The sequence below is a fragment of the Microbacterium sp. T2.11-28 genome, assembly GCF_950097975.1.
Classification (GTDB): domain Bacteria; phylum Actinomycetota; class Actinomycetes; order Actinomycetales; family Microbacteriaceae; genus Microbacterium.
In genome coordinates, this window is record NZ_CATNHF010000028.1 from 273,605 (window position 1) to 286,215 (window position 12,611).

13 protein-coding genes are annotated in these 12,611 nt (G+C 69.5%); 12 read left to right on the top strand and 1 reads right to left on the bottom strand.

The window, feature by feature from the left end; translation table 11 throughout:
- Positions 1-4 precede the first annotated feature (4 nt).
- Positions 5-427: a VOC family protein gene (locus tag QQZ13_RS12470; protein ID WP_284529547.1), complete on the top strand. Its 423-nt coding sequence runs from the start codon at positions 5-7 to the stop codon at positions 425-427.
- 7 nt (positions 428-434) lie between these two features.
- Here QQZ13_RS12470 and QQZ13_RS12475 read toward each other — a convergent pair whose 3' ends face one another.
- Complete coding sequence (locus tag QQZ13_RS12475) at positions 435-671, bottom strand: hypothetical protein (RefSeq protein ID WP_284529548.1); 237 nt, start codon at positions 669-671, stop codon at positions 435-437.
- Between the two features lie 31 nt (positions 672-702).
- On the opposite strand from QQZ13_RS12475, the gene QQZ13_RS12480 reads away from it, so the two are divergent.
- From QQZ13_RS12480 to QQZ13_RS12530, 11 genes are all read left to right on the top strand, one after another.
- Positions 703-1,149 (top strand): MarR family winged helix-turn-helix transcriptional regulator, encoded by a 447-nt coding sequence (locus tag QQZ13_RS12480; protein WP_284529549.1) that lies wholly within the window; start codon positions 703-705, stop codon positions 1,147-1,149.
- A gap of 72 nt (positions 1,150-1,221) precedes the next feature.
- On the top strand, positions 1,222-4,116 hold the full coding sequence (gene uvrA, locus QQZ13_RS12485; protein ID WP_284529551.1) for an excinuclease ABC subunit UvrA: 2,895 nt from the start codon (positions 1,222-1,224) through the stop codon (positions 4,114-4,116).
- A 1-nt stretch (position 4,117) separates the two neighbouring features.
- Positions 4,118-6,022, top strand: a complete 1,905-nt coding sequence (gene uvrC, locus QQZ13_RS12490) for an excinuclease ABC subunit UvrC (protein ID WP_284529552.1) — start codon at positions 4,118-4,120, stop codon at positions 6,020-6,022.
- 55 nt (positions 6,023-6,077) lie between these two features.
- On the top strand, positions 6,078-6,947 hold the full coding sequence (gene rapZ, locus QQZ13_RS12495; protein ID WP_284529553.1) for an RNase adapter RapZ: 870 nt from the start codon (positions 6,078-6,080) through the stop codon (positions 6,945-6,947).
- 60 nt (positions 6,948-7,007) lie between these two features.
- Positions 7,008-7,985 carry a DNA-binding protein WhiA gene (whiA, locus tag QQZ13_RS12500; RefSeq protein WP_284529554.1) on the top strand — a complete coding sequence of 326 codons (978 nt, stop codon included), beginning with the start codon at positions 7,008-7,010 and terminating at the stop codon, positions 7,983-7,985.
- 134 nt (positions 7,986-8,119) lie between these two features.
- Entirely contained in the window at positions 8,120-8,755 is a 636-nt protein-coding gene (locus QQZ13_RS12505) for a superoxide dismutase (RefSeq protein ID WP_284529555.1), read from the top strand.
- A gap of 105 nt (positions 8,756-8,860) precedes the next feature.
- Positions 8,861-9,871: a type I glyceraldehyde-3-phosphate dehydrogenase gene (gene gap / locus QQZ13_RS12510; RefSeq protein WP_284529556.1), complete on the top strand. Its 1,011-nt coding sequence runs from the start codon at positions 8,861-8,863 to the stop codon at positions 9,869-9,871.
- A 9-nt stretch (positions 9,872-9,880) separates the two neighbouring features.
- On the top strand, positions 9,881-11,095 hold the full coding sequence (pgk, locus tag QQZ13_RS12515; protein ID WP_284529557.1) for a phosphoglycerate kinase: 1,215 nt from the start codon (positions 9,881-9,883) through the stop codon (positions 11,093-11,095).
- On the top strand, positions 11,086-11,874 hold the full coding sequence (tpiA, locus tag QQZ13_RS12520) for a triose-phosphate isomerase (RefSeq protein WP_284529558.1): 789 nt from the start codon (positions 11,086-11,088) through the stop codon (positions 11,872-11,874). The genes pgk and tpiA overlap by 10 nt, the downstream gene beginning before the upstream one ends.
- Before the next feature lie 109 nt (positions 11,875-11,983).
- The gene (gene secG / locus QQZ13_RS12525) at positions 11,984-12,232 is read left to right on the top strand and encodes a preprotein translocase subunit SecG (protein ID WP_284529606.1); all 249 of its coding nucleotides are present in this window, start codon (positions 11,984-11,986) and stop codon (positions 12,230-12,232) included.
- The gene (locus tag QQZ13_RS12530; RefSeq protein ID WP_284529560.1) at positions 12,232-12,588 is read left to right on the top strand and encodes an RNA polymerase-binding protein RbpA; all 357 of its coding nucleotides are present in this window, start codon (positions 12,232-12,234) and stop codon (positions 12,586-12,588) included. The genes secG and QQZ13_RS12530 overlap by 1 nt, the downstream gene beginning before the upstream one ends.
- The last annotated feature ends 23 nt before the right edge of the window (positions 12,589-12,611 follow it).

Consider the following 12,611-nt stretch of genomic DNA (forward strand, 5'->3'; position numbering starts at 1 on the left):
GCCCGTGGAGCCGCGCATCAGCCTGATCACGCTGGGCGTCGACGACCTCGCCCGTTCGATCACGTTCTACCGGGCGATGGGGTGGACCCCGCATCCCTCGTCCGTCGACGGCGAGGTCGCGTTCTTCCAGAGCGGCGGGATGGTGCTCGCCCTCTGGTCCCGGGCGGCGCTGGCCGCCGACTCCGGAGTGGCGGACACCGGGGGATGGGGCGGCGTCACGCTCGCGCACAACGTGGACGCTCCCGACGACGTCGACGGCGTGCTCACGTCAGCCGAGGCAGCCGGAGCGCGGATCGCTCGTGTCGGGGCGCCGACTGCCTGGGGCGGCTACTCGGGGGTGTTCGTCGATCCCGACGGCCACCCGTGGGAGGTGGCGGTGAACCCCGCATGGCAGATCGGCGCGGACGGTTCCGTCACGCTGCCCTGAACGCGCGTCACGGACAGTGCATGAGCGGCTTCGGCCCGGACCGGTCGAACGTGTGCTGCGACATCGGCGCCCCGCACAGCGGACAAGCCCGCTCCGTGCGCTCGGGCTCCGGCTCGGTGTCGTACGGTCCGACCGACGCCGGCCCCGCGATGCGGATCAGGCGGCTGTTCAGGTACGCATACCACCCGCCCGCCTCGCGCACCCGGGTACGCAGCGGCTTCGCATCACTTCGTGTCATGATCATTAGTGTACTAACTAATTGATAGGCTCGGTGCGTGGAGACCCGGGAAGACCTGCTCGCGCTGGAGAACCAGCTGTGCTTCGCGCTCGTGACGGCGGCACGCAACGTGGTCGCGATCTATCGGCCGGTCCTGGAACCCCTGGGATTGACGCACCCCCAGTATCTGGTGATGCTCGCGCTCTGGGAGCAGGAGCCTCGGTCGCTGGCGGCCCTCGCGGACGAGCTGGCCATGGAGCCCGCGACCCTGTCCCCGCTCGTGAAGCGGCTCGAGGGGCAGGGGCGGGTCGTCCGTCGACGGGCCGCGGAGGATGAGCGCGTGCTCGAGATCGGCCTCACCGACGAGGGTCGCGCCCTGCGCGCACAGGCGCTGGAGGTGCCCGGGCAGATCCTCGCCAGGACCGGGATCGATGCCGCCGCCGTCGCGTCCCTGCGCGACGCGCTGACCCGGTTCGCCGGGCGCCGCTCGGACGCCGTGGGCTGACGCCGGCGCCGATGTCGTACGCCGTGGGCTGACCCCGGAGCCGATGTCGCAGGCCCGACCTAGACTTGTGCGGTGCCCATCGTCCCCGTCGCCTCCCCGTCGAAACTCAGTGTCCGTGGTGCCCGCGTGCACAACCTCAAGGACGTCGACCTCGATCTCCCTCGCGACTCGCTCGTCGTCTTCACGGGACTCTCCGGGTCGGGCAAGTCCAGTCTCGCCTTCGACACGATCTTCGCCGAGGGGCAGCGCCGCTACGTCGAGTCCCTGAGCTCGTACGCCCGCCAGTTCCTCGGCCAGGTCGATCGCCCCGACGTCGACTTCATCGAAGGCCTCAGCCCCGCGGTCTCGATCGACCAGAAGTCGACCAACCGCAACCCGCGCTCGACCGTCGGCACGATCACCGAGATCCACGACTACATGCGTCTGCTGTGGGCGCGCATCGGCGTGCCGCACTGCCCCGAGTGCGGCGAGCGGATCCAGCGTCAGACCGTGCAGCAGATCGCCGATCAGCTCGCGGAGCTGCCCGAGCGGACGCGGTACCAGATCGTCGCTCCCGTCGTGACGCAGAAGAAGGGCGAGTTCGTCGACCTCTTCAAGGAGCTCTCCGCGAAGGGGTACGCACGTGCGGTCGTGGACGGCGAGCTCGTCCAGCTGGCCGAGCCTCCGGTGCTCAAGAAGAGCTACAAGCACGACATCGCCGTGGTGGTCGACCGGCTGGTGGCGGCTCCGGATCTGCTCGGCCGCATCACGGACTCCGTCGAGACGGCGCTGGGTCTGGCCGGCGGAGTCATGCAGGTCAACTTCGTCGACGAAGAGGGCGACGCCGCGTGGCAGAACTACTCGGAGAAGCTCGCGTGCCCCAACGGCCACGCGCTGCAGCTGACCGAGATCGAGCCTCGCACCTTCTCGTTCAACGCCCCGTTCGGTGCGTGCCCCGCGTGCTCGGGGCTCGGCACCCGGATGTCCGTCGACGTCGACCTGCTGCTCGGCGATGACGAACTGTCGATCAACGAGGGAGCGATCCTGCCGTGGACGACCCAGGGCAAGGGGCTCTTCCAGTACTACGAGCGCCTGCTGGTGGGGCTCGCCGACGACCTCGACTTCTCGCTCGACACCCCGTGGCGCGACCTTCCCGATCGTGTGAAGGATGCGGTGCTGCGCGGCGAGAACTTCAAGGTCACGGTGCGGTGGAAGAACCGCTACGGCCGCGAGATGCGCTACACCTCCGGCTTCGAGGGCGTCATCCCCTACATCGAGCGCCAGTACAGCCAGGCCGAGTCCGACACCCAGCGGCAGCGCTGGTCGGAGTACCTGCGTGAGGTGCCGTGCCCGGTCTGCAACGGCGACCGCCTGAAGCCCGAGGTCCTCGCGGTGCTCGTGCACGGGCAGTCGATCGCCGGCGCCTCGCGCATGAGCCTGGGCGAGGCGCAGGCCTATTTCGCCGACCTCGAGCTGACCGACCGCGAGGCACACATCGCCGCGGCGGTGCTGCGCGAGATCCGCGCCCGGCTCGACTTCCTCATCCAGGTCGGCCTCAACTATCTGAGCCTCAGCCGCTCCGCAGGATCGCTGTCGGGCGGAGAGGCGCAGCGCATCCGTCTGGCCACTCAGATCGGCTCGGGACTCACCGGCGTGCTGTACGTGCTCGACGAGCCGTCCATCGGACTGCATCAGCGCGACAACCGGCGGCTCATCGAGACGCTCGTGCGGCTGAAGAGCCTCGGCAACACGCTGATCGTCGTGGAGCACGACGAGGAGACCATCGACGCGGCGGACTGGGTGGTCGACATCGGACCTCGCGCGGGTGTGCACGGTGGCGAAGTCGTCCACTCGGGACCGCTCGCGTCGCTGCTTCAGGAGGAGCGCTCGCTCACCGGGGCCTACCTCAGCGGTCGTCGCTCCATCGAGACTCCCACCCGTCGGCGCAAGATCGACAAGAAGCGCATGGTCACGGTCGTCGGCGCTCGCGAGAACAACCTCAAGAACGTGACGGTGGACTTCCCGCTCGGAGTGCTCACGGCGGTGACCGGAGTCAGCGGGTCGGGCAAGTCGACGCTCGTGAACGGCATCCTCTACGAAGTGCTCGCCACGAAGCTCAACGGCGCGCGCCGGGTCGCAGGCAAGCACACGCGGGTCACCGGCCTCGACAACCTCGACAAGGTGGTGCACGTCGACCAGGCGCCGATCGGTCGCACCCCCCGATCGAACCCGGCCACCTACACCGGCGTGTTCGACCGCGTGCGCACGCTGTTCAGCGAGACGCCCGAAGCGAAGGCGCGCGGCTACCAACCGGGACGGTTCAGCTTCAACGTCAAGGGCGGGCGCTGCGAGGCGTGCTCCGGTGACGGCACGATCAAGATCGAGATGAACTTCCTGCCCGACGTCTACGTCGACTGCGAGGTCTGCCACGGCAAGCGCTACAACCGCGACACCCTGGCCGTCCACTACAAGGGCAAGAACATCGCCGAGGTGCTCGACATGCCGATCGCCGAGGCCGCCGAGTTCTTCGAGCCCATCCAGGCCATCCACCGCTACCTGAAGACGCTCGTCGACGTGGGGCTGGGATACGTGCGGCTGGGACAGTCGGCGACCACGTTGTCGGGTGGGGAGGCCCAGCGGGTGAAGCTGGCGACCGAGCTGCAGCGTCGGTCGAACGGACGCAGCATCTACGTGCTGGACGAGCCGACCACGGGTCTGCACTTCGAGGACGTCAGCCGTCTTCTCGAGGTGCTCGGCGGGCTGGTCGACAAGGGCAACACCGTGATCGTGATCGAGCACAACCTCGACGTCATCAAGTCGAGCGACTGGGTCATCGATCTGGGACCCGAGGGAGGGGCCGGCGGCGGGCAGATCGTCGCCACGGGCACCCCCGAGCAGGTGGCGACCGTACCCGAGAGCCACACCGGCGCGTTCCTGGCCGAGATCCTCCCGGCGAGCAGGACGGCGACTGCGCGCAAGGCGGGCTGAGATGGCCTCGGCGCTGCCGTACAAGCCGAAGCCGGGGGAGATCCCCACCGATCCCGGTGTCTATCGCTTCCGCGATGCCGACGGCCGGGTGCTGTACGTGGGCAAGGCGAAGAACCTCCGGGCTCGCCTGTCCAACTACTTCGCCCCGCTGCGCACGCTCCACGAGCGCACCCGCCGGATGGTGACGACGGCCGCATCCGTCGAGTGGACGGTCGTGGCGACGGACGTGGACTCGCTCCAGCTCGAGTACATGTGGATCCAGGAGTTCTCGCCGCCGTTCAACGTGCGGTACAAGGACGACAAGTCCTACCCCTACATGGCCGTCACGCTCGCCGACGAGGCGCCGCGGGTGATCGTCACGCGCAACCGGCGCATTCCGGGGGCCAAGTATTTCGGGCCGTATCCGAAGGTCTGGGCCGTGCACGACACGATCGACCTGATGATCAAGGTCTTCCCCATCCGCACCTGCAGTGACGCCTCGTACAAGAAGGCGATGTCCACCGGGCGGCCCTGCTTCCCCGGCCAGATCGGCCGATGCGGCGGACCGTGCTCGATGCGGGTCAGCATCGAGGAGCACCGGGCGATCGTCGACGACTTCGTGGCGTTCATGTCCGGCGGAGACCAGCGGTTCACGCGGGAGCTCAGTGCGCGCATGCGCGAGGCGGCCGCCGCGATGGACTACGAGTCGGCCGCGGTGTACCGCGACAAGCTCCAGGCCATCGACGCCGTCCTCAACCGCAGCGCACTCGTGCTCGCCGAGGACACCGACGCCGACCTGTTCGGCATCGCAGAGGACGAGCTGTCGGCCGCGGTGCAGCACTTCGTGATCCGCGGCGGACGGGTGCGCGGAGTGCGGGCCACCACCATCGACAAGGAGCTCGACATCTCGGGCGCGGACCTGGTCGATCAGGTACTGCAGCGCACCTACGGCGATGCGCCGGCCGCCGACATCCCGCGTCAGGTGCTCGTCCCGACCCTCCCCGAGGACGCCGCCGAGCTCGAGGCATGGCTGCAGTCGCGACGCGGCAAGCGGGTCTCCGTGCAGGTGGCCCAGCGCGGGCGCAAGGCCGAACTCATGAAGACCGCGAACCTCAACGCCCGCCAGGCGCTGCTGCTGCACAAGACCCGCCGGACGAGCGACTACACCGCCCGCACGCGCGCGCTCACCGATCTGCAGGAGGCGCTCGGCATGAGCGAGGCGCCGCTGCGGATCGAGTGCTTCGACGTCTCGCACCTCAGCGGGACGAACGTGGTCGCCTCGATGGTGGTCTTCGAGGACGGGCTGGCCCGCAAGGACCAGTACCGCTCGTTCGGCGTGCCGGAGACCACCGACGACACCGACTCGATCTATCAGGTGCTGCGCCGGCGGCTGGCTCACGTCGACGCCGACGAGCGCGAGGAGGCCGAGGCCGATCCGACCGCCGACGGTGAAGAGGCCCCCGTCGTCACCTCGCGCAAGCGCCCGCGATTCGCCTACCGCCCGCAGCTCCTGGTCGTCGACGGCGGGCAGCCCCAGGTGGAGGCGGCCGCTCGTGCGCTGCGCGACGCGGGCCACGAGGACATCGCACTCTGCGGGATCGCGAAGCGCCTGGAGGAGGTCTGGCTGCCGGGGGAGGAGTACCCGGTGATCCTGCCGCGCACCTCCGAGGCCCTCTACCTGCTCCAACGGCTCCGCGACGAAGCCCACCGCTTCGCCATCACGCATCAGCGCAAGCGGCGCAAGCGGGACATCAGCTCGGTCCTCAGCGAGGTGCCGGGTCTGGGGGACGCCCGGATCAAAGCGCTGCTGCGGCACTTCGGATCGGTGACGGCCTTGCGTCAGGCGTCCCCCGAGGAGATCGCCGAGCTGCCCGGCATCGGGCCCAAGCTGGCGGCCTCGATCCACCGGCATCTCGCCGCCGGCTGAGCGGAAGCGCCCGCCGGCAGTCGGTAGGCTGGGGGTGACGAGAACGGGAGATCACGTGACGGACGCGGCAGGCGAGGTCCTGATCGTCACCGGCATGTCCGGCGCGGGACGCACCACCGCCGCCAACGCCCTCGAGGACATCGGCTGGTACGTCGTCGACAACCTCCCGCCGCTCATGCTCCGCCCCATGCTGGAGATGTCCGAGGCCGCCGCCGGCGCGATGCCGAAGGTCGCGGCCGTCGTCGATGTGCGCGGTCGAGAGCTGTTCGGCGCCCTCCCCGCGGTCACCCAGGCGCTGCGCGCCGGGCGGCCCCTTCGGGTGCTGTTCCTGGATGCCTCCGACGACGTGCTGGTCCGCCGGTTCGAGTCGGTGCGCCGCCCGCATCCCCTCCAGGGCGACGGCACGATCCTCGACGGCATCCGTCGCGAGCGCGAGCAGCTGGCCGCCATCCGCGAGGGCGCCGACCTCATCGTGGACACGAGCGAGCTCAACATCCACCAATTGGCCACCCGGATCCTGGACCTGTTCCGCGAGCAGGGCGAGGCACGGCACACGGTCACGGTGATGAGCTTCGGCTTCAAGTACGGCCTCCCCACCGACGTGGACCTCGTCGCCGACATGCGCTTCCTGCCCAACCCGTTCTGGGTCCCCGAGCTGCGTCCGCACACCGGCGAGGACGAGACCGTTCGCGACTACGTCCTCTCGCAGCAGGGCGCCGTCGAGTTCATCGAGGCCTACGCGGCGGCGCTGCGCCCCGTGCTCGAGGGGTACCAGCGAGAGAACAAGCAGCACTCGGTGGTCGCCGTCGGCTGCACGGGCGGCAAGCACCGGTCCGTCGTGACGGTCAACGAGCTCGCCCGCCGCCTCGCCGACGTGCCCGGTGTGGCCGTCCGCGTGAAACACCGAGACCTGGGCCGCGAGTAGGCTGGAACCTCTCCGCGGCTCACCCCGCGTGACCTCCCCGCCCCCGACCGAAGGACCGCCGTGCCGTTGACCGCTGACGTGAAGATCGAGTTGGCGGCGGTGCGTGACCCCCGGCCCACGGCCCGCGTGGCTGAGCTGACCGCGCTGCTCCGATTCTCCGGAGGGCTGCACTCCATCGCCGGTCGTGTGGCCGTCGAAGCCGAGCTGGAGACCGAGGCGCTGGCCCGTCGGGTGGCGCGCGAGCTCATGGAGATCTACGGCGTGCGGCCCGAACTCGCCCACGTCCAGGCCTCCGGCGGACGCGCCGGCGGTCACTTCGCAGTCCGCGTGATCGACGGCGGCGAAACCCTCGCGCGCCAGACGGGCCTCCTCGACCAGCGGCGCCGCCCCGTCCGCGGCCTGCCGAACCGTCTCACCACGGGCTCCCGCGGCGACCTCGCGGCGATCTGGCGCGGTGCCTTCCTCGCCTCGGGCGCGCTGTCCGAGCCGGGGCGCTCGGCCGCGCTCGAGATCGCCTGCCCGTCGCCCGAAGCCGCGATGGCCCTCGTGGGGGCCGCTCACCGCCTCGGGATCGCGGCGAAGGCGCGGGAGGTGCGCGGTGCGCCGCGCGTCGTGGTGCGCGACGGCGAGGCGATCCGCACGGCCCTCGCGGAGATGGGGGCCGCCCGCACCGCCAGCGCGTGGGAGGAGCTCCGCCAGCGCCGGGAGGTGCGCGCCGGCGTCAACCGCCTCGTCAACTTCGACGATGCGAACCTCCGCCGGTCGGCCCAGGCCGCGGTGGCGGCGTGCGCCCGGGTGGAGCGCGCGCTCGAGATCCTGGGCGACGAGGTTCCCGACCACCTCCGAGAGGCGGGTGACCTCCGGCTGGCCCACCGCGATGCGAGCCTCGACGAGCTCGGGCATCACGCGGATCCGCCGCTCACGAAGGACGCGGTGGCCGGGCGCATCCGACGACTCCTGGCGATGGCCGACAAGAAGGCCGCTGCCGAGGGCATCCCCGACACGGAGTCCGCCGTCCCCGCCGGTCTCGAGGATTGACCCGGTAACACCGGCCTCCGACGGGAAGCAACCCCCTGTGTCCGGTGTTGGGGATCAATAGGATGGGGATGATCCCGTCCGACACGATGTCACCACGCCGCGCCCCGGTGCGGCACCGACAGGAAGAAGAGAACATGGCCACCTACACGCTTCCCGAGCTCCCCTACGACTACGCGGCGCTGGAGCCGAGCATCAGCGGCAAGATCATGGAGCTGCACCACTCCAAGCACCACCAGGCCTATGTCACCGGAGCCAACACGGCGCTCGAGCAGCTGGCCGAGGCTCGCGAGTCGGGCAATCTCGCCAACGTCAACAAACTCGAGAAGGACCTCGCGTTCAACCTCGGCGGCCACGTCAACCACTCCATCTTCTGGACCAACCTCGCCCCGGCCGGCAACGGCGGCGGCGGACAGCCCGAGGGTGAGCTCAAGGCGGCGATCGACGAGTTCTTCGGCAGCTTCGAGAAGTTCCAGGCCCACTTCACCGCCGCTGCCACCGGCATCCAGGGCTCGGGCTGGGCGGTGCTCAGCTGGGACCCGATCGGGGCACAGCTCATCATCCAGCAGCTCTTCGACCAGCAGTCGAACACGGCGCAGGGCACCATCCCGATCTTCCAGCTCGACATGTGGGAGCACGCCTTCTACCTCGACTACCTGAACGTCAAGGCCGACTACGTCAAGGCCGCGTGGAACATCGCCAACTGGGGCAACGTCCAGGCCCGCTTTGACACGGCTCGCGAGAAGACCTCGGGGCTGCTGGTACTGTCATGATCGTCTCGGTCGTCGCTTCTTAGACGACCGGGCAGGACGCCGTTGTCCACTGTTCGAAACCGCAACAACCGCGCATTCGCGCACGACACACTCAGGAGACATTCCGTGGCTGTCAAGATCGGAATCAACGGCTTCGGCCGCATCGGACGCAACTTCCTCCGCGCCGCGCTGGAGCAGGGCGCGGACCTCGACATCGTGGCGGTGAACGACCTCACCGACAACAAGACGCTCGCGCACCTCCTCAAGTACGACTCGGTCGGCGGTCGCCTCGACGCCGACGTCTCGTACGACGCGGACTCGATCACCGTCAACGGCAAGGCCATCAAGGTCTTCGAAGAGCGCGACCCGGCGAACCTGCCGTGGGGCGAGCTCGGCGTCGACATCGTCATCGAGTCCACGGGGCGCTTCACCAAGGCCGTCGACGCCAAGAAGCACATCGAGGGCGGCGCGAAGAAGGTCATCATCTCGGCGCCGGGCACCGACGTGGACGGCACGTTCGTCATGGGCGTCAACGACGGCTCGTACGACCCGGAGACGATGCACGTCATCTCCAACGCGTCGTGCACGACCAACTGCCTCGCTCCGCTCGCCAAGGTGTTCAACGACAACTTCGGCATCGAGCGCGGCTTCATGATGACGGCGCACGCCTACACCGCCGACCAGAACCTGCAGGACGGCCCGCACAGCGACCTCCACCGTGCTCGCGCCGCGGCGATCAACATCGTCCCGGCCTCGACCGGTGCCGCCAAGGCGATCGGCCTGGTTCTCCCCGAGCTGAACGGCAAGCTCAGCGGCTCGTCGTACCGCGTGCCCGTCCCCACCGGCTCCATCGTCGACCTGACGATCATCACGCCGACCGAGGGCCTCACGGCCGAGACGATCAACGCCGCCTACAAGAAGGCCGCGGAGGAGGGCGAGCTCGTCGGCTTCCTGAAGTACAACGAGGACGCGATCGTCTCCAGCGACATCCAGCTCGACCCGCACTCGTCGGTGTTCGACGCCGGTCAGACCAACGTGAGCGGCAACCTCGTCAAGGTGTCGTCCTGGTACGACAACGAGTGGGGCTACTCGAACCGCCTCGTCGACCTCACCGAGCTCGTCGCCGAAAAGCTCTGAGGTAGAGCCATGGCGCTGCGCACCCTCGATTCCCTGGGTTCGCTGGCCGGAAAGCGCGTCATCGTCCGTGTTGACTTCAACGTCCCCCTGAAGGACGGCGTCATCACGGACGATGGGCGTGTCCGGGCGGCACTTCCGACCCTGAACCACCTCATCAACCAGGGTGCGCGCGTCATCGCCTGCTCCCACCTCGGCCGCCCCGACGGCGCGCCCGACCCGAAGTACAGCCTCGAGCCGGTCGCCCAGCGGCTGTCCGAGCTGCTCGGCAAGCCCGTCGCGTTCGCGCGCGACACCGTCGGCACCTCCGCGCAGGAAGCGGTCGCGGCCCTGGAGGACGGCGACATCGCCGTCATCGAGAACCTCCGCTTCAACCCCGGCGAGACGGCCAAGGACGACGCGGAGCGCGCCGCCTTCGCCGCGGAGCTGGCAGCGCTCGGAGACGCGCTCGTCTCCGACGGGTTCGGCGTCGTGCACCGCAAGCAGGCATCGGTCTACGACCTGGCCGAGCTGCTCCCGTCGGCCGCGGGCTACCTCATCGAGAAGGAGGTCGACGTGCTCGACCGCCTGACCGAGAAGCCTGAGCGTCCCTATGCCGTCGTCCTCGGCGGCTCCAAGGTCAGCGACAAGCTGGGTGTGATCGAGCACCTGCTGCCGCGCGCCGACAAGATCCTCGTCGGCGGGGGGATGCTCTTCACCTTCCTCGCGGCGCTGGGTCACAAGGTGGGCAAGAGCCTGCTCGAGGCCGACCAGATCGACACGGTGAAGGGCTACATCGCCGACGCGCAGGAGCGCGGCGTCGAGCTGCTCCTGCCGGTGGACGCGGTCATGGCCGCCGGCTTCGCCGCCGACGCCGACCACGTGGTCGCCGCCGCGGACGCGCTGGAGGACACCCCGTTCGGGGCCGACGGCATGGGCCTGGACATCGGACCCGAGACGGCGGCGCTGTTCGCCGAGGCCGTCCGCGGGTCGAAGACCGTCTTCTGGAACGGCCCGATGGGCGTGTTCGAGATGCCCGCGTTCGCCGCGGGAACGAAGACCGTGGCCCAGGCGCTCACCGAGGTCGACGGGCTGTCCGTCGTCGGCGGGGGAGACTCGGCGGCCGCCGTGCGCCAGCTCGGCTTCCCCGACGACGCCTTCGGTCACATCTCGACCGGTGGCGGTGCAAGCCTCGAGTTCCTCGAAGGCAAGAAGCTTCCCGGATTGGAGATCCTCGGATGGCAGTGATCAGAAAGCCCCTCATCGCCGGCAACTGGAAGATGAACCTCGACCACCTGCAGGCGGTCGCGTTCGTCCAGAAGCTGCACTGGACGCTGAAGGACGCCAAGCACGAGGACGACACCGTGGAGGTGGCGGTGTTCCCGCCGTTCACCGACATCCGCACGGTGCAGACCCTGCTCGACGCCGACAAGATCCCGTTCGCGCTCGGCGCGCAGGACCTTTCGGCGCACGATGCCGGCGCCTACACCGGCGAAGTCTCCGGCGCGTTCCTGAAGAAGCTCGACGTGGGCTACGTGATCATCGGACACTCCGAGCGCCGCGAGTACCACCACGAGAGCGACGAGCTCGTGGCGGCCAAGGTGCAGGCGGCCCTGCGACACGGCCTGGTACCGGTGGTCTGCGTCGGCGAGACGCTCGAGCAGCGCGAGCAGTCGGGGCCGACGGCGGTCTCGGTCGCCCAGCTGCGCGCGGCACTGCAGGGTGTCCCCGCCGACGCGGACGTGGTCGTCGCGTACGAGCCGGTGTGGGCCATCGGCACGGGGCAGGTCGCCTCGCCCGAGCAGGCTCAGGAAGTCTGCGCGGCCCTGCGCGAGGTCATCGCCGACGTCCTCGGCGGCGAGGCGGCGGAGCGCACCCGTGTGCTGTACGGCGGCTCGGTGAAGTCCGGCAACATCGCCAGCTTCATGCGCGAGCCGGATGTCGACGGCGCCCTCGTCGGGGGAGCGAGTCTACTCGCCGACGAGTTCGCGGCGATCATCCGCTACCAGAAGCACGTCGGGGTCTGACAGGCAGACCCCGCGACGTTCCGGCTGGTGCGGCGCCGACTCGTGCCGCACCAGCCGGTATACTCGACCCTTGTGCGCCTCCATGGGCGCCGCGAAAGGCAACTCGACTGTGGACATCATCGCGCTCGTGCTGCAGGTGCTGCTGGGGATCACCAGCCTCCTGCTGACGCTCCTGATCCTCCTGCACAAGGGTCGCGGTGGCGGCCTGTCCGACATGTTCGGCGGCGGCATGAGCTCCGCCCTCGGATCCTCGGGCCTCGCCGAGCGCAACCTCAACCGGTTCACGATCGTGCTCGCCCTCGTCTGGTTCGTCGCGATCGTCGCTCTCGGTCTCATCACGAAGTTCCAGGGCATCTGATGGCCACCGGAGGCAACGCGATCCGCGGCACCCGGGTGGGTGCCGGCCCCATGGGCGAGCAGGACCACGGGCACCACGCCGACCGCGTCGCCGTGTCCTACTGGGACGCGCTCGGCAACGAGACCGTCCGCTACTTCGCGGCCGGGATCGCCGAGGAGGAGATCCCCGAGGTCATCGACTCGCCCCACTCCGGACTTCCCGCCGGCCGCGACAAGGCCAACCCGCCGGCGGTCGCCAAGACCGAGCCCTACAAGACGCACCTCGCCTACGTGAAGGAGCGCCGCACCGACGAAGAGGCCGAGGCTCTCCTCGGTGACGCGCTGCAGCAGCTCCGCGAGCGCCGCGGCCAGGACTGATTCTCCGGCCGGTCTCCGGCGCC